The organism is Rhodococcus sp. C26F, from assembly GCF_053345925.1.
This window is the reverse complement of the sequence record NZ_JBKFBA010000025.1, coordinates 20475-41536: the sequence shown is the minus strand read 5'-3', so window position 1 is coordinate 41536 and position 21062 is coordinate 20475. Positions and strand designations below refer to the sequence as shown.

The following is a 21062-nucleotide window of genomic DNA, read 5'->3' as shown; positions in this document are numbered from 1 at the left end:
TGGCCGGGCAGCAGCAGCTGCCCGTGCAGACGACGGACGTGGTGCCCTTCCCGGACGACGATCCGCGCGGCGCCGGCCTGACCGCCGCGGCCCTGCCGATGGTCTTCGGCGGCCTCATCCCGGCGATCGCGCTGACCCAGTTGTTCCCCGGCCGCGACCGGCTGGTGCTGCGTCTGGTCGGCGTGGCCGGGTTCGCGGTGGTCGCCGGGTTCGCGCTCACCGCGCTGCTGCAGTTCGGTCTGGGCTCGCTCGACGGCAACTACTGGCTCACCGCCGCCGGCTTCACGCTCGGTCTGGCGGCGCTCGCGTTCACGATCCTGGGTCTCGAAGCGCTGCTCGGACTTCCCGGCATCGCGATCGGGGCGGTGACGATGATGTTCGTCGGCAACCCACTGTCGGGCCTGGCCACGGGACATGCCTGGCTGCCCGACGGGTGGTCGACCCTCGGTCAGCTGCTCCCGCCCGGCGCCACTGGATCCCTGCTGCGGGCCAATGCCTTCTTCGACGGCGTCGGCGCAGCTTTCCCCACGATCGTCCTGCTGTGCTGGGTGGTCTTCGGTCTCGTCCTGGCGTTCGTGGCCTCGCGTCGAAAGCCGGTGTCGGACTCGACGCGAACCGAATGACCTGCGACTTCCCCAGCGATATCGCTAGAAATATGTACATGACCACTCTTCCTGTCGCCGTCGCCCGGGCGCAATTGTCACGATTGGTCGACGAGGCCGAACGCACACACGAGCGATTCGAGATCACCCGTAACGGGCACCGCGCCGCGGTGCTTCTCGGTGCCGACGATTACGACGCGATGCAGGAAACGATCGCGGTGTTGTCGGTTGCCGATCTGCTGAGGACGCACATCGCGGGCCGAACCGAGGTCGAGTCGGGTGACGTCGTCGATGCGGAGGAGCTGAGGCAGCTGATGCATGACGACCGGTCGTCCGAGGAATGAGCGCCGCACGGTCGAGGTCACCGCGATTTCGCACCGTGCCGATGCGTATCGATAGAAGACGGTCGGACAGTGCTGCCGCGAGCCGTCGGGGTTGCGGCAGCTACCGATCTGTCAGAGTGCTCCGGCCTTCAACGCCGCCGCGTTGACGCGCACGAGCGCGGCGTGCAGGTCCTGGAGTTCGTCGAGCCCGACATCGAGGGCATCGACGACCTGTCCCGGCACCGACTCGGCCTCGGCACGCAGCGCCCGGCCGGCGTCGGTGAGTTCGAGGACGAGTTGCCGTTCGTCGGCCGCGCTGCGTGCGCGGGTGATCAGGCCCAGCGCCTCGAGTCGCTTGAGCAGCGGAGACAGCGTGGGGGAGTCGAGCTGGAGCAACTGCCCCACCTCCTTGCTCGTCAGCGGCGAGCGTTCCCACAGGGCGAGCATCACCAGGTACTGCGGGTGGGTCAGTCCCAGCCTGTCGAGGATCGGTCGATAGACCGCGAGCACGGCGCGGTTCGCCACGGCGAGCGCGAAACACACCTGCCGCTCCAGCGCGAGAGGATCATCACCGGAAGCGGGGAGGTGGGTGGCCGGGGACTCGACGCTCATGAACCGACGATACCGAACCGGTATGCCCCGGCCCGGGTTCTCCCGGGTGCGACGATTCTCACGGGTCGTAGTCGGGATAGATCGTGTGCAGCCTCAGGTAGCCGGTGACGTTCTCGCGCAACCACCCTTCGCTTTCCTCCGGTGTCACGCCGTCGCAGACCGCGTCGCCCTCGATGCAGATCCGTTCGACGGCGATCGTGCCGAAGTCGTCGCGACCACCGCCGAGCGTGATGCCCGGGACGACCTCGCCCGGGAACAGCGTTTCGACTCCCCGGGTGTCGCGCGGGTCGGAGTACAGCACACCGCTGATCCGCTCCGGCGGCACCGAACCGTCGGCCGCGATCTCGGCGAGGACGTCGCCGGCGATCGACGCGCCCTGCGAGTAACCGAGGACGACGAACTCGCTGTCGGGGCACGAACCGTGCCGGACGATGATCGTCTCGCGCAGGCGCTGATGCCCGATCCTCTTGGACTCGTCGTAGGCGAGACGCCCCGACCCCTCGCTCGACCCGGACTCGGGCACCGGAACCACGACGGCGGGATAGCGGATGTGCTCGACCACCGTGCCGGGTGCCGCGTACCGCGCCGAGATCTTCGCGAGGGGTGAATCGGGATCGATCGAATCCGGGGTGTCGATGTTGCGGGTTCCGTCGACCGCGATGACGAACCGCTCCGGGCACGGACGGAAGGTCTCCGCGCCGGCGGTGGACGCGGTGCCGTCAGTGGTGGTGGCGGCGACGGGTCCGGTCAGGCCGAGGGCGAGTCCTGCGATGATCGCCAGGACACGACGACAAGCGAAGTCGGACATGGCAGTCTCCTGTGATCGACCCCGACACCGATGACTACCGCACGAGAATGTCGTCCGATTTGACGTATTTCTCGCCGGAGAACCGCTACTCCGAGTGTAGTTGGTTACAAAGTCACAGACCGAACGTTCGGCATTCCCGAGCGGTTCGATCAAGCGAGTCCGGTGCTCCGCAGGGTGATATTGAGGCGCCCCGCGGTGAGTCCGCAGCGGGCATTGCCGGTGTCCGGATACACGACCGGCACCCCGTGATAGGCGAACCGCGACGGACCGCCGAAGACGAACAGATCGCCGGACTCGAGACGCACGTCGGTGTACGGCCGGCCGCGCGACTCGGTGTTGCCGAACCGGAACAGGCAGGCATCCCCGAGACTGAGCGACACGATCGGCGCGCTCACCCGCTCGTCCTTGTCCTGATGCATGCCCATCCGCGCGTCGCGGTCGTAGAAATTGATCAGAGCGGTATCGGGCTCGTACCCGCCCCCGGCCGCCGGATCGTCGTAGGCATCGGCGACGGCACGCCGCCCGAGTTCGACGAGCCGGTCGGGAAGCGGCGGAACGGGAGCGTCGTCGACATCGACCGCGGTGCGGGTGTAGCGGTACGGCGACCAATGCCATCCGAGGCACACCGTGCTCACCGACATCCGTCCGCCACCCGGCAGCAGGGTGTGCCGCATCGGCGCCGGCGGGCGCGCCCATTCACGACACAGCTCGACGAGCTCGCGCTGTTCGCCCGGGTCGAGCCAGTCGGGCACGTGCACGGCGCCCGGCGCGATCTCGCGTCGCGGACGGGAGACGGAGAACAATTCGTCCATCCCGGGTACTCGACCTCCATGCGTGTGAGCGGTACCTACAGCCGGTGATACGTGTAGACAGGTTCAGTACCAACTGTGCCGCACGGGACGGCACTGCGATTCGACGGGGAGGTATCAGCGATGAAGGTCGAAGGCAGAGTGGCCGTCGTGACCGGCGGGGGCGGCGGAATCGGCGGCGCCATCGCTGCCGGCCTCGTCGAGCGAGGTGCGCGAGTGGTGGTCGCCGACCTCGACGAACATGCGGCGCAGCGCGTCGTCGCGACGCTCGAGGAGAAGACGCCGGGGAGCGCCGTCGCGGTGGCGGCGGACGTCTCCGACGACGAACACATCCGCGGCCTCGTCGAGCGCGCCGAAGCGGAGTTCGGTCCCGTGGACCTGTACTTCGCCAACGCGGGTGTCACCGGTGTGCCCGGCCTGGAGATCGAGGACTCGGTCTGGGAGCAGTCCTTCGACGTCAACCTGCGCGCACACATCCGTGCGGCGCGACTGCTGGTACCCCGATGGGTCGAACGTGGCGAGGGCTATTTCGTCAGCACGGCGTCGGCGGCCGGCCTGCTCACACAGATCGGCTCGGCCACCTACTCGGTCACCAAGCACGCGGCCGTCGGTTTCGCCGAGTGGCTGTCGGTGACCTACGGCGACAAAGGTGTGAGGGTGAGCTGCCTGTGCCCGATGGGCGTCAACACACCTCTGCTGTACTCGGGGGATGCATCCGGGCACGCGCTCGGTGAACTCGCCACCCGGGCCGTCACGACCGCCGGTGCGGTGCTCGAACCCGCGGACGTCGCGGAGACGGTGTTCGCCGCGATGGAGGAGGAGCACTTCCTGATCCTTCCGCACCCGGAGGTCCTCGAGATGTACCGGAACAAGGGCGCCGACTACGACCGATGGCTGCGCGGCATGCGTCGCTATCGTCAGGCCCTCGAGGAGTCGACTCCCACCGATTCGTGAAATCGGTGCCCCTGCCCCTGGTGGTGTCCTAACGTCACCGGTCATGACATCCCTCGACACCGTTCGCGGCCCTCTCGACACGGGCCGTCTGGGCAGAGTCCTCATGCACGAGCACGTCTTCATTCTCGGCGAGGAGATCCGCACCAACTTTCCCGACTACCCGAGCCCGTGGGACGAGGACGAACGCGTCGACGACGCGGTCGCGAAGTTGAACGCGTTGTCGGAGCGCGGCATCGACACGATCGTCGACCCCACGGTGGTCGGTCTCGGCCGGTACATCCCGCGCATCCAGCGCGTCGCCGAACGGGTGGACATCTCCATCGTCGTCGCGACGGGCCTGTATACCTACAACGACCTGCCGTTCCAGTTCCACAACGTCGGGCCGGGGCTGCTGGTGGACGGACCGGAGCCGCTCACCGAACTGTTCGTGAAGGACATCCGCGAGGGCATCGCCGGCACGGGGGTGCGTGCAGGAATGCTCAAGTGCGCCATCGAGCTTCCGGGACTCACGCCGGGCGTCGAGCGCGTGATGCGAGCGGTGGGGCAGGCGCACGTCGAGACCGGTGTGCCGATCACGGTGCACACCAATCCGCATACCGGGTCGGGGGAGGTGGCGCAGCGAGTGCTCGCGGAGGAAGGTGTCGACCTCACCAAGGTGGTGATCGGGCACAGCGGTGATTCGACCGATCTGGACTACCTGCGTCGCATCGCCGACGCCGGTTCGATTCTCGGGATGGACCGCTTCGGCCTCGATCTGCTGTTGCCGTTCGAGCAACGCGTCGACACGGTGGTCGCGCTCGTGGAGGCCGGTTACACCGAGCGCATGGTGCTCTCGCACGATGCGTCGTGCTTCATCGACTGGTTCCCGCACGACGTGAAGCAGGCCGCCGTGCCCAACTGGAACTACAACCACATCAGCGACGAGGTGCTGCCGGCCCTGCGCGAACGGGGCGTAACCGACGAGCAGATCACCACGATGCTCGTGGACAATCCGAGGCGGATCTTCGAACGCTGAGGCGGCGTAGGTCGCGTCGGGTAGCACCGAGGACGCTCAGGCGGCGTCGTGCAGTACCAGGCCGAGCGTGCGACGCAGGCCCGATCGGACGGTGCTCACGCCGTGCCGGACCGGCGCCCGCGACCATCCGCGCGCCGACCGGATCGGTCGGTCGCGGGTGGTGAAGATCAGCGCGTGGCCTTGCTCGAGCACGGTGACGGTGCCCCGCGACTGCGCGCGGGGCCGTTGTTCGACCAACAGGAACTCGCCGCCGGTGTAGTCGACGCCCGCCCGGTCGAGCCCGATCACGACCTGCAGTGGGAACACGAGGTCGCCGTAGAGATCGCGATGCAGGGCGTTCCAGTCGCCAGTGGTGTAGCGCAGCATCAGCGGGGTGGGGTCGGTCTGGCCGGCCGCGTGGCACATGTCGAGCCAGTCGTCGAAGTCGTCGGGCCAGGGTGCCGGATCGCCGAGGCGTTCGGCCCACGAGCGCGCGACGGCGAGCAGCTGCCGGTAGAACGCCGAGCGCAGGTGTGCGACGGCGTCGGGGACGGGTGAGCCGAAGTACTTGTAGGTGCCGTGTCCGTACCGGTAGCGGCTCATGTCGACCGTGGTGCGGAAGCGGGCGTCGTCGTCCCACAGGGCCGCGAGTTCGGTGCATTCGTCGTCGCTCAACAGCGGCCCGGTGAGGGCGCAGCCGTTCTCATCGAGCTCGCTCGTCAACTCGGGCCAACGCAGCTCGTCGACGCGTGGCTGCAGATTCTCGATGGTCTCCACGGGCTCTCCTCGATCGGCCGGACAACACGGGCACAAGCCCTCGTCGGGAAGACGTCGCCGCCGTCGGAAATGTGAGTACCCGGAACCGGAAGGGATCAGCGCGGCCGGTCGTCGACGAGTTTGTGCAGCAGATCGGACAGTCGTGCGCGTTCCGCGGCGTCGAGCCGGTCGAACATCTCGACGGCGTCGGCATCGCGGGCCGAGGCCAGTTCGGCCCGGATCCTGCGGCCCTCGTCGGTCAGTCGCACGCAGACCGCGCGTCGGTCGGCGGGATCGGGGAGTCGCTCGGTGAGACCCCGCGACTCCAGGCGGTCGACGACCTCGGTGGCCGAGCGGGGGACGATGCGCAGTTCCTTGGCCACGACGCCGAGGCGGATGGGGTCGTCGGCGCGTCCGATGACGTCGAGCGCCCGGTACTCGTGGGGTGACAATCCCCACGGTTGGAGGAGGTCGTGCCAGCGTCGGCGCAGCGTACGCGTGGTGGTGAGGAGGAGATCGCGCAGTGCGACGGGTGAATCCGACATAGTGGTCACATTACCTCACTTGACGGTTACCACTCAATGAGTCAGCCTCAATAAGTACGGAACACGAACCACGAATCGAGGTGGCGCACATGATGCAGCCCCCACCCACTCTCGGCGGCAAGCCGGGCAGCCGCGGCAGGATCGACAAGAAGGATCTCGAGCAGCTCCGCGAGGCCCCGGTGAGCCTGCGCCGTATCGGCGCCCTCTTCGCGCCCTATCGGTGGAAGATCACCCTCGTCGTCGCGCTCATCATCGCCTCGTCGGTGATCTCCCTCGCGACGCCCTTCCTCGTCCGCGCCGTCATCGACGACGCCATCCCGCACCAGAACGTGAGCCTGCTGCTGTGGGCCGTCGGCGGCATGCTGGCCGTCACCGTCGCGAGCTCGCTCCTGTCCGTCGTCCAGACCTGGATCTCCACGACCGTCGGCCAGAACGTCATGCACGGTCTGCGTACCCGGGTCTTCTCCCACCTGCAGCGACAGTCGCTGAACTTCTTCACCCGCACCCGCGGCGGTGAGATCCAGTCGCGGCTGACCAACGACATCGGCGGCATGCAGTCCGTGGTCACCAACACCGCGACCTCACTGGCGTCCAACGTCACCACCGTCGTCGGCACGGCGATCGCCATGGCGGTCCTCAGCTGGCGACTGGCCCTGCTCTCCCTGATCGTGCTCCCGCCGGCCATCTGGCTCACGCGCCGGGTCGCGCTCATGCGCCGCGCCGTCACCGCCCGTCAGCAACGGCGCCTCGCCGACATGCAGTCGCAGATCGACGAAGGACTGTCGGTCAGCGGCGTGCTGCTCGTCAAGACGCTGGGCACCGGCCCGGCACTGTCCGACAAGTTCGCCCGCACGTCGGAGGAACTCGCCGATCTCGAGGTGCACGCGCAGTTGTCCGGCCGCTGGCGCATGGCCACGATGAACATCGTCTTCGCGGCGATCCCCGCGGTCCTCTATCTCGTCGCCGGTCTGCCGGCCACGTCGGGCGGCATGACGATCGGCACCCTGGTGGCCTTCACCGGCCTGCAGGGCGCGTTGTTCCGGCCACTGATGAGCCTGCTCGACGTCGGTGTCTCCGTCACCAGCTCGCTGGCCCTGTTCAGCCGCATCTTCGAATACCTCGACCTTCCCGTCGACATCGACGACCCGCGCGATCCGGTGCCCGTCGACCCGGCGACCGTCGCCGGCCGGGTGCGGTTCGAGAACGTGAGCTTCCGCTACGAAGGCGCGCACCGCAACGCGCTCGACGGGATCGACCTCGACGTCCCGGCGGGGGCGCAGGTCGCGCTCGTCGGTGAGACCGGCTCGGGCAAGACCACGCTCGGCTCGCTCGTCGCACGACTGTACGACCCGGTCGAGGGACGCGTGAGCATCGACGGTGTCGACCTGCGCGACATGCGGCTCGCCGATCTCGCCGGACTGGTCGGCGTGGTCTCGCAGGAGACCTACCTCCTCCACGCGACCGTCCGGGAGAACCTGCGCTACGCGAAGCCGGACGCGACCGACGACGAGATCGAGGCCGCGGCCCGCGCCGCCCACATCCACGACCTGATCGTCTCGCTGCCGGACGGCTACGACACCGTCGTCGGCGCCCGCGGACACCGTTTCTCGGGTGGCGAGAAACAGCGACTGGCGATCGCCCGCACGCTCCTGCGCGACCCGCGTGTCCTCGTGCTCGACGAGGCGACCAGCGCCCTCGACAACGACACCGAGCACGCCGTGCAGCAGGCCCTCGACGCCGCGCGCAGCGGACGCACGACCATCACCATCGCGCACCGGCTCTCGACCGTGCGCAACGCCGACGAGATCGTGGTCCTCGACCGGGGCCGCATCGTCGAACGCGGAACGCACGACGACCTCGTCGCCCACGGGGGCCGCTACGCAACCCTCGCGGCCCGTGCCGAGCGAGGTGAGACCATCCCGTCGGCGCGGAGCGAGATCAGTCCTTCAGAGTGGCCGCGAGAGCGCGCCGCAGTTCGTTCCGGCTGATCTTGCCCACTCCCGTGACCGGGAAGGCGTCGACGAACTGCACCTTGTCGGGGATCTTGTACTCGGCCAGCCCTCGTTCCCTCAGGAACTTCTTGAGCGCGAGGGTTTTCGGCGCTTCACCCTCGGTGACGACGAAGGCGCAGGTGCGCTCGCCGAGATACTTGTCGGGTATCGACACCACCGCCGCGTCGAGCACGGCCGGGTGCGCGATCAGATGATTCTCGACCTCCTCGGCCGCGATCTTCTCGCCACCGCGATTGATCTGGTCCTTCGCGCGTCCCTCGACGACGATGTAGCCGTGCTCGGTGAGCCGGACGATGTCGCCGGTGCGGTAGAAGCCGTCCGGGGTGAATGCCATCGAATTGTGTTCCGGCGCATTGTAGTAGCCCCGGATCGTGTACGGGCCGCGGGTGAGCAGGTGGCCGGTGGTGCCCGCGGCGACGGGCTCGTCCGTGTCGTCGACGACGCGGATCTCGTCGTCGGGGCTGATCGGCCGGCCCTGGGTGGTGACGATGGTGTCCTCGTCGTCGTCGAGCCGGGTGTAGTTGACGAGACCCTCCGCCATGCCGAAGACCTGCTGCAGCGTGCAGCCGAGTTCGGGGCGGACGCGTTTGGCGGCCTCGGCCGGGAACTTCGCTCCACCGACCTGCAGCACCTCGAGCGACGACAGGTCGCGTTCGGTGCGGGCCCGCGCCGACAGCCACGCCTGCGCGAGGGGCGGGACGAGCGATGCCATCGTCACGCCCTCGCTCTCGATGAGGGCGAACGCGGTGTCGGGGCTCGGATCCGGAGCGAGGACGACGGTGCCGCCGGCGTGCAGTACACCGAGGATGCCCGGCGAGCTCATCGGGAAGTTGTGCGCCGCCGGCAGCGCGACCAGCATGCGGGTGTTCTCGTCCACTCCGCAGATCACCGCGGATTCGCGCACGGAGTACAGGTAGTCGGCGTGGGTGCGGGGGATGAGCTTCGACGTTCCGGTCGTGCCACCCGACAGCTGCAGGAAGGCAACGCTTCCGGCGTCGTTCTCCGTGATCGGCGCCGCTTCGCGGTCGCGCAACGACCCGAGCGCAGTGAATTCCTCGGCCTCACCGGCGACCACGACCACCGGCGGATTCTCCATCTCGGAGGTGACCTGCCGGGCGAGCACGCGGTAGTCGAATCCGCCGTGTTCGGCGGCGATCACGTACGCTGCGGCGTCGCTGAACCGGCAGAAGTAGCCGATCTCCGACGCGCGGTGCGCGGGCAGGGAGAAGACGGGGAGCGCGCCGAGGCGGAAGACCGCGAAGAGCACTTCGGTGTACTCGACGATGTTCGGCAACTGCAGGACGACTCGGTCGCCGTTCCGGACCCCGAGGTCGGCGAGACCGGCGGCGATGCGGGCCGAGGCGTCGTCGAGTTCGCGGTAGGTGATGCGCCGCCAGGTGCCCGTCGCGTCGTGTCCGACGACGGCGATGCGACCGGCGAACCGGGCGGCGCGGGCCGGGAGGAATTCGCCGAAGGTCTCGTTCGTCCAGTAACGGGCTGCGCGATACCGCTCGGCGAACTCCTCGGGGTAGCGGGCGGTGTCGGCGAGCGGCGTGCGCTCGAAACCGGTTGTCACGGAACGGTTCCTTTCGGGATTAGGGTCGATGCAGGTCTGTCGGTCAGGCGCGGAGGGTGGCGCCGCCGTCGATGTAGAGCGCCTGCATGGTGATGTGACGAGCACGGTCGGACAGCAGGAACTCGATGGCCTCGGCGATGTCGGCGGGCTCGGCGATGCGGCCGAGGGGGATGCCGACCTTGAACTGCGACAGGTCACCTTCGATGGCGCTGCGTGCGCCGGCGTCGTCGTTCGGGTCCTCCCACAGCGAGCGCTGCATGGCGGTGTCGGTGGAACCCGGCGCGACGATGTTGGCGCGGATCCCGTACTGCGCCAGCTCGAGTCCGAGGATCCGGACGATCATCGTGGACGCGGCCTTGGACGATCCGTAGGCGCCCATGCCCATGCGCGGCACGCCCGCGGAGTTCGATCCGACGACGACGATCGAACCCGACCGCCGCTCCCGCATGGCCCGTCCGACCGAACGCAGGACCGACAGCAGGCCGGTGACGTTGACGTCGTACATGTGCTGCCAGTCCTCGGGATCGGAGTCGAGCACCGAGCCCGTGGTGAAGACACCGGCGACGTGCGCGAGATGCTCGATCGGTCCGTGCTCGGATTCGATGCTCTCGACGACGTAGGCGACGGCGTCGTGGTCGCGGATGTCGACGGGGTAGGTGGGGACGGAGCCGCCGAGCAGCGCGGCAGTCTTGCGCAGTCCTTCGGCGTTGCGGTCGGCGAGCACGAGACGGTGACCGGCACGCACCAGGGCCTCGGCGGTCGCGCGGCCGATACCCTGCGCGGCCCCGACGACGAGCGTGACGGGGGAGGGTGCGGTCTCGGTCATCGGAGTACTCCCAGTGCATCGAGGACGGTGCCGAACTTGACGGTCGTCTCGGCCAGTTCGTCGGCAGGGTCGGAGTCGGCGACGATACCGCCCCCGGCGTAGGCCGTGAGCCCGACACCGTCGGCATCGAGGACGGCGCAGCGGATCGTGACCAACCATTCGCCGTCGCCCGCGGCGTCGCACCATCCGAGGGCACCGGCGTAGAAGCCCCGGTCACCCTCGGTCGCGAGGATCAGATCGCGGGCGGCCGCGGTCGGCGTGCCGCAGATCGCGGGGGTGGGGTGCACCGCGAGTGCGAGATCGAGGGCCGTGACACCCGGATCGCGCAGGCGACCCTCGATGGGAGTGCCGAGATGCCACAGCTGGCGTGTGCTCGTCACGGTCGGCTGCTCGGGGATGTCGAGGTCGACGCACAACGGTTCGAGCGCGGTGCGGATCGCATCGATCACGTGCGCGTGCTCGGCGAGGTTCTTCGCGGAGCCGGCGAGCCTGTCGGCCGTCGCCCGATCGATCTCGGGGTCGCGGTGCCGCGGTGCGGATCCGGCGAGGGGGTGAGCGGTGACCCGATCTCCGCGACGGCGCACGAGCACCTCCGGGCTCGACCCCACCAGGTGACGTCCCGTCCACGCGCCACCGGCTGCTGTGAGGTCGACGAGGAAGCCGTTGTGCAGCGGATCGTTTCGCGTGAGAGCGACGAGGAGGTCGTGCGGGGTGACGGGCCGGTCGGCGCGCAGGGCGAGTGCCCGGGCCAGGACCACCTTGAGCAGGTCGCTGTCGTCCGAGCGGAGCAGGCGCAGTACGGTCTCGACCCGATCGATGTGCTCGCCTTCCGACGGCAATGCGCCCGTGATCGTGATCGGGGGCAGGTCGGCGGCCGGTGCGTCGTAGTGCGCGGGGGAGTGATGGAGTGTGTTCGGAGCGGTCAGTGCGGCCGGACCGTCGGGTGCGAAGGGCAGTGCTCCGACGATCGCGGCGACCTGTCCGGTGCGCAGGGCGTCGGCGGCGGCGGACGCGCGGTCGAAGCGTTCGCTCACGCCTTCGGCGATCACCGTGCCGTGCGGGCGGGACAGGACGAACGGGTGCGCGACGGGCCGCTCGGCCCGGTCGGTAGCGGTTGCACCGAGGACCGGCACTTGCATTCTCGTACCTTCCGGTTGAGGAGGTCTGCTGGCAGGACCGCGCCACAGGACACACGATCACTGAGCAACATATACGGTAAGCCTAACCTTTGGTACTGTGCCCTCCGGCGCCGCAGCGCGCACATCAGCGGATTCCGTTCCCAGTCAATCGTTTCGATCGAAGGAAAGAGGATCTCCAGTGCTCCTTGCCGGCCCGGACGCCTCACGGCTCGCTCTGTCGCGCGCACAGTCGGGCGTATGGTTCGCCCAGCAACTGAACCCCGACAACCCGCTGTTCAACACCTCGGAGTGCATCGAACTGCGAGGCGCGGTCGACGAGGAAGCGCTGGTCACAGCGGTTTCCAAGGCGGCATCCGAGGCCGAGGTGCTGGTCGCGGGGTTCGAGACCCTCGCCGACGGTACGGTCGTCCGGATTCCCGGTGCGCGCACACTCGATCTCGCCCCGACCGTCGACTTCACCTCCGCGGCGGACCCCTGGCAGGCGGCCCACGAGTGGATGGCGCGCGACCTCGAGCGGCCCGTCGACCTGTCGGTGGATCCGTGCGTCCGGGCCGCGGTCCTGCGACTCGCCGACGATCACGTCCTGCTCTACCTGCGTGCCCACCACATCGTCCTCGACGCCTTCGGGTTCTCGCTGTTCAACCGGCGCATCGCCGAGCGCTACACCGCCGCGGTCGCCGGTACGGAAGTTGCTGCCGCACGGTTCGATTCGGTCGAATCGGTGATACGGGAAGAATCGGACTATCGCGACTCGGCCGACTTCGACGCAGACCGTGACTTCTGGAGCGCGTACCTCGACGGCGTGGACGAAGCGGTCGCCCTGCGGCCCGGCCCGGGTGGCATCGCGCGTCGCTCCCGTGGCGCGCGCTTCACCCTCGACGCCGACCGGCAGCGCGGTCTGGTGGCTCTCGGCAAGGAGGTCGGCGCGAGTTGGGGTGACGCGGTTACCGCGCTCGTCGCCGCCTACCTGCGCGGAGCTACCGGACGCGAGGACCTCACACTCGGTTTCCCCGTCATGAACCGGCTCGGCAGCGCCGCACTGCGGGTGCCGATCACCGCGGTCAATGTCGTTCCGCTGCGCCTGAATCCGACCGCATCGGCCACGCTCGTCGATCTCGTGGCGCAGGTGCGCGACGGAGTGGCGCTGTGCCGCAACCACTATCGTTACCGCACCGAGGACATCCAGCGCGACCTGCGACTACCGACCGGATCCCGCGGCGTCATCGGCCCGTCGGTCAACGTCAAACCGTTCGGCGACTCGCTCCGGTTCGGCGACATGCGTGCGGCCGTGCACTCGGTCGCCCGAGGACCCCTGCAGGACTTCATGGTCACCGTGCGGCCCCTCGACGGCAGTGCCGGACTCGAGGTGTTCGTCGACGTCGACGCCGACGTCTACAGCGAGGAGGATCTGACGATCCACACCGAGCGCTTGGAGATGCTGTTCGGTTCGGTGGCAGAGCGGGATCTGCACACCCCGCTCGCACAGGTGTCCGTCCTGACCGCCGACGAGCGACGGACGATCCTCGACGACTGGAGCCACAGCCCCGACATCCCGTTCGACCCCGACCTGACCCTCGTCGACCTGCTGCGGGAGCGGATCGAGGCGGCCCCCGACGCACCGGCCGTGGCGGACACCCATGTGACGCTCACCTACGCACAGTTCGGCGCCCGGGTGCACCGCCTGGCCCGCCACCTCGCCTCGAGCTTCGATCTCGACCGGCCGCACGCGCGGGTCGCCCTCGCGCTGCCCCGCACCGTCGACGCGCTGATCGCGATCCACGCCGTCCTCGAGACCGGCGCCGCCTACGTCCCGCTCGACGTCGATCAGCCCCTCGAACGCCTCGCCCACATCCTCGGCTCCACCGACCCCGTCTGCGTCCTCACCACCCGCACGACCCACGACCGGGTCGCCGTGGTGACGGGGGCGCCGAAGCGCGTCGTGCTCGAGGATCTCGACCTCGACGCCGTGTCCGATGCTCCGCTCGACGACTCGGAACGCGGTCCGCTGACACCCGACTCGATCGCCTACGTGATCCACACGTCCGGCTCGACCGGCAGACCGAAGGGCGTCGTCGTACCCCACCGCGGGCTGGTCAATCTGTTCCACAGCCACCGCGCCCAGGTGTTCACCCGCGCCGCCCGCGAGGCCGGCCGCGAATCCGTCCGCCTCGGACTGGCCTGGTCGCTCGCGTTCGACGCGTCGTGGCAGCCGCTGCTGTGGATGCTCGCCGGGCACACCGTCGACATCGTCGACGAGGCGACCCAGCGCGACCCGGCGGCACTCGCACGTCGCGCCCTCGACGAGGGATGGGACTTCGTCGAGTTCTCACCGAGCCAGCTCGAGCAGTTCGTCGACGACGGTCTGTTCCCCGACGGCACCGTGCCTACCCTCGGTTTCGGCGGCGACGCCGTCTCCGAGCGGTTGTGGAGCCGCCTGCGCGAACGCCGGGGCGCGGCCTTCAACTTCTACGGCCCCACCGAGTGCAGCGTCGACGTCCTCGTCGCGGAGGTCGCCGACGCCGAGACACCGGTCGTCGGTCGTCCCGTCGCCAACCTGCGCGTCCACGTCCTCGACGCGGGACTCGCACCCGTGCCCGCCGGAACCGAGGGTGAGCTGTACGTGGCCGGACCGGGCGTGGTCCGGGGATATCTCGACGCGCCCGCCCTCACCGCGACGAGGTTCGTCGCGAATCCGTACTCGGCGGACGCCTCCGGTCCGTACGCCCGCCTGTACCGCACCGGTGATCTCGTGCAGTGGACCGAGGACGGCCGCCTCGTCTACCGCGGCCGGGTCGACAACCAGGTCAAGGTCCGAGGATTCCGCATCGAGCTCGGTGAGGTCGATGCCGCCCTACTGCGCATCCCCGGTGTCTCCCGCGCCGCGACCGTGGTGCGCACCGATCCCTCCGGCACCGCGCAGCTCGTCGGTTATCTCGTCGGACAGGACGTGCCCGAACCGGTCGAGGCCCGCCGTCTCGTCGCCGAGTTCCTGCCCGGGTACATGGTTCCCGCGGCGCTCGTCGTCCTCGACGAGATGCCGTTGACCTCCAACGGCAAGCTCGACCGCAAGGCGCTGCCCGAACCGGACTTCTCGTCGATGGTCTCGTCCCGCGTCGCGGAGACCGAGACCGAACGGGCGCTGTGCCGGATCTACGCCGACATCCTGGGCCTCGACACGGTGGGCGCCGACGACGACTTCTTCGCCCTCGGCGGGCACTCGCTCAGCGCCGCGAAGCTGCTCGCCCGCATCCGCGACGAGCTCGGTGTGGAGCTGCCGATCCGGACGGTCTTCGACCATCCGCAGGTCGTCGCGCTCGCCGCACACTGCGGAGATCGACCGACCACCGCTCCGGCCCGGCCGGCACTCGTCCCGCGCGGTGGGACCGGCCGTGCACCCCTGTCCCTTGCGCCACTGTCGTATGCGCAGCAGCGCCTGTGGTTCATGTACCGCATGGAAGGGCCCAGCCCCACCTACAACGTCCCCATCACGGTGGACCTGCACGGACCCGTCGATCCGGATGCACTGCGGCACGCGGTCTCCGACGTCCTCACACGCCACGAGAGCCTGCGCACCGTCCTCGTCGAACGCGACGGCGTGGGGATGCAGCATGTGCGCGGAGCAGAAGAGGTTGCCGAGATCGAAGTTCCCTTCGCGGTCGAGTCCGTCGACCGCGACGCGCTCACCGGCCGCCTGCATTCCGAGGCCCGGCACGCGTTCGATCTCGAACGCGAGATCCCGCTGCGGATCCGGTTGTTCACGATCGCGCCCGACGAGCACGTGATGCTCGTGCTCGCCCACCACATCGCGAGCGACGAACTGTCCACGCCGCTGCTGCTGCGCGATCTCGGCAACTTCTACTCCGCGCACGTACGCGGCGGCGCCCACGAGCCTGCACCGCTGCCCGTGCAGTACGCCGACTACGCGATCTGGCAACGGGAACTCCTCGGCGACCAGGACGACGAGGACTCGCTCGCCGCACGACAACTCGCGTTCTGGCGCAAGGAGCTCGACGGTCTCCCGGCCGAACTCGACCTCCCCGTCGACCGCCCGCGCCCGACCGTGGCCTCCTACGCGGGTGGCGGTGTCGAGCACCGGATCCCGGCCGACCGCGCAGCGACGATCCGGGAGGCCGCGCGCACGACCGGCACCACGATGTTCATGATGGTGCACGCGGCGGTGGCGGTCGCACTGTCGCACAGCGGCGCGGGCGAGGACATCCCGCTCGGATCGCCCACCGCGGGACGGCCCGCACCCGAACTCGACGACCTCGTCGGCTTCTTCGTCAACATGGTGGTGCTGCGCACCGACCTCTCGGGCGACCCCACGGTGCGGGAGCTGCTCGCCCGGATCAAGGACACCGACGTCGCGGCGTACTCGCACCAGGACGTCCCGTTCGACCGCGTCGTGGAGACCCTCAACCCCGAGCGCAGCGCCGCCCGGCACCCCCTGTTCCAGGTGATGGTGCAGTATCAGAGCCCGCCCGCCATCACGGGATTCGACGAGCTGACGCCCACACCCTCGTTCGTCGCGAACGACACCGCGATGTTCGACCTCACCTTCGATGTCATCGAGGAATCCGGCGGCGGTCTGTGCGTGCGCGTCGAGTACGCCCGCGACCTGTTCGACGAGTCGTCCGCCGAGGCCTTCGCCGCGCGGGTCGAGCGGGCGTTCGCCGCGGTATGTGCCGATCCGGACGCGAGGCTCTCGCAGCTCGATCTGCTCACCGGCTCCGAGCGCGAGGTGCTGCGTGCCGGTGATGCCACCGCGCTCCCGGACCCGTCCGGCCCGCACCGTGGCAGCGCCGACTGCTCGGCGACCCGCAGCCTGCCCGCACTGTTCGCCCGCACCGTGGAGCGCTACGGCGACGAGACCGCGCTGGTCACCCCGTCGAACCTCCTGACCTTCCATGACCTCGACGCATGGTCCGACCGGATCGCCCGTCACCTCGTCGCCGACGGGATCGGCCCCGAAGACGTCGTGGGACTGAGTCTTCCGCGGGAATCCGTGCTGGTCGCAGCGATCCTCGGCGTGTGGAAGTCGGGAGCGGCCTATCTGGTGCTCGACCCGGAACAGCCGGCGGAGCGGAACGACTACATGCTCCGCGACGCCGGTGTGGGTGTCGTGCTCGATGCCGACGCGGTCGACTCGATCACCGATCACCGCCCGGACGTGCACCTGCCGGTCGTGCACCCGGACACCACCGCCTATCTCGTCTACACCTCCGGATCCACCGGCACCCCGAAGGGCGTGGTGGTGCCGCACCGCGGTGTCGTGAACCTGTGGGAGACGGTGCGCACCCGCACCGTCGGCGATCCCGCGACGCGCCGCCGCACCGTGCTGCTCAGCTACACCTTCGCGTTCGACTCGTCCGTCGAGCCTCTCCTCGCGATGCTGGGCGGCCACACCGTGCACGTGCTCGCCGAGGACCTCATGGCCGATGCCGAGGGCATCGTCCGGTACGTCCGGGAACACCGCATCGACGCGCTCGACTGCGGTCCGGTGCTCGCCGGCCGCCTGCTCGCCGAGGGACTCCTCGACCCCGCCGCGCCGCACCGTCCCGAGTCGATGGTGCTCGGCGGCGAAGCGGTACCGGGTGACCTGTGGACGCAGCTCGCTGCGGAAACCGATGTGCGTGTGAGCAACATGTACGGTCCGACGGAATGCACCGTCGACGCGACCGGCGTCGCGCTCACCCCGGGAAGCGCCCCGAACATCGGAACCCCGATCCACGGCGGCCGGGTGTACGTCCTCGACGCGTACCTGCGGCAGGTGCCCCCGGGCGTGCCCGGCGAACTGTACGTCGGCGGCCCGCACGTCACCCGCGGCTATCTCGGTCGGAGCGCGCAGACCGCGGGACGATTCGTGGCCGACCCCTTCGGCACCGACGGCGAGCGCCTGTACCGCACCGGCGATCTGGTGCGCTGGAGGATCTCCCGGACCGACGGCCCGGTGCTCGACTACCTCGGCCGGACCGACGACCAGGTGAAGATCCGCGGCTTCCGCATCGAACTCGGCGAGATCGAGACCGTGCTCGGCGGCCATCCCGCGGTGAGTGCCGCGGCGGTCGTGGTCCGCGAGGACGAACCGGGTCGCAAACGGCTCGTCGCCTACGCGGCCGGAACGACGGACCCCGACACCCTCCGGATGTACGTCGCCGACCGGTTGCCCGACCACATGGTCCCCGCCGTCACGGTCGTGCTCGACGAGCTCCCGGTCACCCGCAACGGAAAGATCGACCGCAGAGCACTTCCCGAGCCGGTCTTCACGCCGGCCACCGAGAGTCGCCTGCCGGCGGACGAACTCGAACAACGCCTGTGCGAGCTGACGGCGTCGGTGCTCGGACTCGACGCCGTGGGTCCCGACGACGACTTCTTCGCTCTCGGTGGCGATTCGATCGTCTCCATACAGTTGGTGTCCGCGGCGCGCGCCGCCGGGATCCGGTTCACCGCGCGGCACGTCTTCGAACACCGCAGCCCGGCGGGACTCGCCCGCGTCGCGGAGATCGAGGACGGGCCCGGGACGGTCGACGTCGAGGCGGCACTCGGGGAGGTTCCGGCGACCCCGATCGTCCACGACATGCTCGACCGTGGTGGACCGTACGCCCGCTACGCGCAGTCGCGGCTGCTCCTCGCGCCCGCAGGGCTGACGCTCGACCGGCTGACCGACGGCGTCCAGGCCCTGCTCGACACGCACGACGCGCTGCGGGCCGTCTTCGATCCGCAGGCACGGGTGCTCGACGTCCACCCGGTCGGTTCCGTCGACGCCGCCGATGTCGTGACCCGCGTGGACGTCTCGGACTCGGTCGACCTGCAGGAGGCGATCGTCGCAGCGACCGGGACCGCCTATGCCGAACTCGATCCCGCCTCCGGCGCGCTCGTGCGCGTGATCTTCTTCGACGCCGGTCCCGACGCGCCGGGACGGGTGTTCGTCGCGGTGCACCACCTCGTCGTCGACGGTGTGTCGTGGCGCATCCTGGTGCCCGATCTCGCCGGTGCGGTCGACGGTGTCGCCCCGGTGCGCGCAGGCACGTCGCTGCGCCGTTGGGCGCGGGGACTGCTCGACGGAGTGCCGGCGCGCAGATCCGAATTGTCGTTGTGGCGACGCATCCTCGCCCCGGCGGGACGCGTGCGTCTGGCGTCCGGTGATCCGGATCCCACGCGGCACACCATGGCAGAAACCGCGAAGGTGCAGGTCGAGGTTCCCTCCGAGCTCACCGACGCGCTGCTCACCACCGTTCCCGAGCGGTTCCACGCCGGCGTCGAGGACGTCCTGCTCACGGCATTGGCGTTGGCCTCCGCGCGGGTGTGCGGCGAAGGGGCGGTCGCGGTCGACCTCGAAGGGCACGGCCGTGAGGAACAGGCCGTTCCGGGGGCGGATCTGTCGCGCACGGTGGGGTGGTTCACCACGCTCTATCCGGTGCGCCTGGACGTCGCGGGACTCGATGTCGCCGACGCGTACGCCGGCGGAGCGAGCGCGGGTGACGCTCTGAAACGCGTGAAGGAACAGCTGCGGGAGATCCCCGACAGTGGAATCGGATTCGGGATGCTGCGGCATCTCGACCCAGTGGGCGGCCCGGAACTCGCGAGCGTCGGCGCTGTGGACATCGGATTCAACTACCTCGGCCGGTTCACGCTGGGCGAGACCGAAGGGCAGGCGTGGGCCGGTGCTCCGGAGGGTTCGGCGCTCGGTGGGGCCACCGAAGCCGACATGCCCGTGGCGCACGCTGTCGAGATCGGTGTGTTCACCGACGATTCCGGTGCCGAGCCGGTGCTGCGCGGGATGTTCGGGTACAGCCCCGATCTCGTTCCTGCGGAGACGGTGTCGGCGTTGGCCGACGAGTGGATCGCGGCGCTGCGTGCGCTCGCCGGGCACGCGTCGGACGAGGACGCGGGCGGGTTCACACCGTCCGACCTCACGCTCGACGACCTCGACCAGTCGGAGATCGACGATTTCGCGCTCGAATTCGGCTGAGGGCGGAGCGCTTGGCGGGGCGGTCTCTTTCGGTTAGCCTAACCAATCGTGACCGGGGCAACGCGCCCCGGCGGGAGACTCTGGGAGAACAACGATGCGCGTTCTGGAACGCAAGCGCGCGCGGGGCGCCGCGGCGCTCGGCGCGGCAGCTCTGCTGGCCGTCGGACTTGTGGGATGTTCGAGTGACGGCGACAGCAGCAGCACGGAGAGCGGCACCGACTCCGCCGCGACGCGCACCTTCGAAGCGCAGAACGGCAGCATCGAGATCCCGGCCGACCCGCAGCGGATCGTGTCCTGCGGCTACGCGACCCTCCCGCTCATCCAGGCCGGCGCGAACCTCGCCGCCGTGTGCGAGTGGAGCCGCGAGCTCGACAACATGGACGAGGAGACCCTGGCCGCCTACGAGGCGCTGCCGAAGGTCGCTCCAGACGGCGCTGTCTCGGAGCTCAACTACGAGGCCGTCACCGCCGCCGATCCCGACCTCATCATCATGGGCGTCCCGGCCCGCGTGCAGGAGCAGGTCGACGTGGCCAAGCTCGAGGCGCTCGCCCCGGTGGTCTTCGTCGGACTCACGGTCCCGGGCGAGTGGCGCGAACTCGGTGAGCAGTACGCCGACGCTGCGAACGTCAGCGACTCCTACGGGGAGTTCAAGGAGGAGTACGAGGCTCGCGCTGCCGAGATCGCCGACAAGTACGCCGACTCGCTCGGGGGCCTGAAGTTCGCCGGCGTCTGCGGTGTGTGCGGTACCGAGCCCGGTGAGTTCTCCCGCGAATACGCCTCGTCGTACACCACCAACCTGTTCGACGATCTCGGGTTCGACTTCTTCGGTGAGCCGACCGATCCCGAGGGAGTTCACGCCGAGTACCTGTCGGTCGAGCAGTTGCCCGAGAACCTCGGCGAGGCCGACGTGATCGTCTACGGTGTCGAGGCCGACGGTTCGTTGCCGCCCGAGCTGGAGGAACTGTTCGCCTCCCCGCTGTGGCAGGATCTGCCCGCCGTGAAGGCCGGCAACCTCGTCGCCGTCAAGTACTCCAGTGCGGCGACCTACGAAACGGCTCTGCTGGCACTCGATTCCATCGATGCCGAGCTGGCGAAGCTTCCTGCCAACCAGAACCAGGAGTAGTCGCGGCTGCG

14 protein-coding genes and 1 pseudogene are annotated in these 21062 nt (G+C 69.3%); 7 read left to right on the top strand and 8 right to left on the bottom strand.

The window, feature by feature from the left end:
• A pseudogene (locus ACLBYD_RS21100) lies at nt 1-623 on the top strand (ABC transporter permease); the annotation flags it as partial.
• 32 nt (nt 624-655) lie between these two features.
• Nucleotides 656-946, top strand: coding sequence for a type II toxin-antitoxin system Phd/YefM family antitoxin (locus ACLBYD_RS21095; protein WP_447817968.1), 291 nt, complete (start codon nt 656-658; stop codon nt 944-946).
• A 111-nt stretch (nt 947-1057) separates the two neighbouring features.
• Here ACLBYD_RS21095 and ACLBYD_RS21090 read toward each other — a convergent pair whose 3' ends face one another.
• The 3 genes from ACLBYD_RS21090 to ACLBYD_RS21080 all read right to left on the bottom strand — a co-directional run bounded on the left by ACLBYD_RS21090 (nt 1058) and on the right by ACLBYD_RS21080 (nt 3157).
• Nucleotides 1058-1537 carry a MarR family winged helix-turn-helix transcriptional regulator gene (locus ACLBYD_RS21090; RefSeq protein ID WP_230788296.1) on the bottom strand — a complete coding sequence of 160 codons (480 nt, stop codon included), beginning with the start codon at nt 1535-1537 and terminating at the stop codon, nt 1058-1060.
• Between the two features lie 58 nt (nt 1538-1595).
• On the bottom strand, nt 1596-2345 hold the full coding sequence (locus ACLBYD_RS21085) for a cutinase family protein (RefSeq protein WP_447817967.1): 750 nt from the start codon (nt 2343-2345) through the stop codon (nt 1596-1598).
• A gap of 149 nt (nt 2346-2494) precedes the next feature.
• Nucleotides 2495-3157, bottom strand: coding sequence for an alpha-ketoglutarate-dependent dioxygenase AlkB family protein (locus tag ACLBYD_RS21080; RefSeq protein WP_447817966.1), 663 nt, complete (start codon nt 3155-3157; stop codon nt 2495-2497).
• 120 nt (nt 3158-3277) lie between these two features.
• Here ACLBYD_RS21080 and ACLBYD_RS21075 point away from each other — a divergent pair, with 120 nt between their 5' ends.
• Entirely contained in the window at nt 3278-4108 is an 831-nt protein-coding gene (locus tag ACLBYD_RS21075; RefSeq protein WP_447817965.1) for an SDR family oxidoreductase, read from the top strand.
• Between the two features lie 43 nt (nt 4109-4151).
• Nucleotides 4152-5123, top strand: coding sequence for a phosphotriesterase family protein (locus tag ACLBYD_RS21070; protein WP_447817964.1), 972 nt, complete (start codon nt 4152-4154; stop codon nt 5121-5123).
• Between the two features lie 36 nt (nt 5124-5159).
• On the opposite strand, the gene ACLBYD_RS21065 is transcribed toward ACLBYD_RS21070, so the two are convergent.
• Together ACLBYD_RS21065 and ACLBYD_RS21060 are read right to left on the bottom strand one after the other, a co-directional pair.
• A complete protein-coding gene (locus tag ACLBYD_RS21065) occupies nt 5160-5879 on the bottom strand; it encodes a 2OG-Fe(II) oxygenase (protein ID WP_447817963.1) in 720 nt (239 codons plus the stop codon).
• A gap of 95 nt (nt 5880-5974) precedes the next feature.
• Nucleotides 5975-6403 carry a MarR family winged helix-turn-helix transcriptional regulator gene (locus ACLBYD_RS21060; protein WP_447817962.1) on the bottom strand — a complete coding sequence of 143 codons (429 nt, stop codon included), beginning with the start codon at nt 6401-6403 and terminating at the stop codon, nt 5975-5977.
• A gap of 89 nt (nt 6404-6492) precedes the next feature.
• Between ACLBYD_RS21060 and ACLBYD_RS21055 the strand changes: the two genes are divergently transcribed.
• The gene (locus tag ACLBYD_RS21055; RefSeq protein WP_447817961.1) at nt 6493-8391 is read left to right on the top strand and encodes an ABC transporter ATP-binding protein; all 1899 of its coding nucleotides are present in this window, start codon (nt 6493-6495) and stop codon (nt 8389-8391) included.
• Here ACLBYD_RS21055 and ACLBYD_RS21050 read toward each other — a convergent pair.
• The 3 genes from ACLBYD_RS21050 to ACLBYD_RS21040 are packed head-to-tail and all read right to left on the bottom strand — an operon-like array spanning nt 8342 to nt 11956.
• A complete protein-coding gene (locus ACLBYD_RS21050) occupies nt 8342-9991 on the bottom strand; it encodes a (2,3-dihydroxybenzoyl)adenylate synthase (protein WP_447817960.1) in 1650 nt (549 codons plus the stop codon). The genes ACLBYD_RS21055 and ACLBYD_RS21050 overlap by 50 nt on opposite strands.
• A gap of 43 nt (nt 9992-10034) precedes the next feature.
• The gene (locus tag ACLBYD_RS21045; protein ID WP_447817959.1) at nt 10035-10817 is read right to left on the bottom strand and encodes a 2,3-dihydro-2,3-dihydroxybenzoate dehydrogenase; all 783 of its coding nucleotides are present in this window, start codon (nt 10815-10817) and stop codon (nt 10035-10037) included.
• Entirely contained in the window at nt 10814-11956 is a 1143-nt protein-coding gene (locus tag ACLBYD_RS21040) for an isochorismate synthase (protein WP_447817958.1), read from the bottom strand. The genes ACLBYD_RS21045 and ACLBYD_RS21040 overlap by 4 nt, the downstream gene beginning before the upstream one ends.
• A 178-nt stretch (nt 11957-12134) precedes the next feature.
• Here ACLBYD_RS21040 and ACLBYD_RS21035 point away from each other — a divergent pair, with 178 nt between their 5' ends.
• The gene (locus ACLBYD_RS21035; RefSeq protein ID WP_447817957.1) at nt 12135-19928 is read left to right on the top strand and encodes an amino acid adenylation domain-containing protein; all 7794 of its coding nucleotides are present in this window, start codon (nt 12135-12137) and stop codon (nt 19926-19928) included.
• 94 nt (nt 19929-20022) lie between these two features.
• On the top strand, nt 20023-21051 hold the full coding sequence (locus ACLBYD_RS21030) for an ABC transporter substrate-binding protein (RefSeq protein ID WP_447817956.1): 1029 nt from the start codon (nt 20023-20025) through the stop codon (nt 21049-21051).
• The last annotated feature ends 11 nt before the right edge of the window (nt 21052-21062 follow it).

Bases quoted from the DNA above. Each gene is read 5' to 3' on its own strand.
- ACLBYD_RS21090 (WP_230788296.1), bottom strand. From the start codon at position 1,537: ATGAGCGTCGAGTCCCCGGCCACCCACCTCCCCGCTTCCGGTGATGAT.
- ACLBYD_RS21055 (WP_447817961.1), top strand. From the start codon at position 6,493: ATGATGCAGCCCCCACCCACTCTCGGCGGCAAGCCGGGCAGCCGCGGC.
- ACLBYD_RS21060 (WP_447817962.1), bottom strand. From the start codon at position 6,403: ATGTCGGATTCACCCGTCGCACTGCGCGATCTCCTCCTCACCACCACG.
- ACLBYD_RS21040 (WP_447817958.1), bottom strand. From the start codon at position 11,956: ATGCAAGTGCCGGTCCTCGGTGCAACCGCTACCGACCGGGCCGAGCGG.
- ACLBYD_RS21045 (WP_447817959.1), bottom strand. From the start codon at position 10,817: ATGACCGAGACCGCACCCTCCCCCGTCACGCTCGTCGTCGGGGCCGCG.
- ACLBYD_RS21095 (WP_447817968.1), top strand. From the start codon at position 656: ATGTACATGACCACTCTTCCTGTCGCCGTCGCCCGGGCGCAATTGTCA.
- ACLBYD_RS21070 (WP_447817964.1), top strand. From the start codon at position 4,152: ATGACATCCCTCGACACCGTTCGCGGCCCTCTCGACACGGGCCGTCTG.
- ACLBYD_RS21075 (WP_447817965.1), top strand. From the start codon at position 3,278: ATGAAGGTCGAAGGCAGAGTGGCCGTCGTGACCGGCGGGGGCGGCGGA.
- ACLBYD_RS21030 (WP_447817956.1), top strand. From the start codon at position 20,023: ATGCGCGTTCTGGAACGCAAGCGCGCGCGGGGCGCCGCGGCGCTCGGC.
- ACLBYD_RS21080 (WP_447817966.1), bottom strand. From the start codon at position 3,157: ATGGACGAATTGTTCTCCGTCTCCCGTCCGCGACGCGAGATCGCGCCG.
- ACLBYD_RS21085 (WP_447817967.1), bottom strand. From the start codon at position 2,345: ATGTCCGACTTCGCTTGTCGTCGTGTCCTGGCGATCATCGCAGGACTC.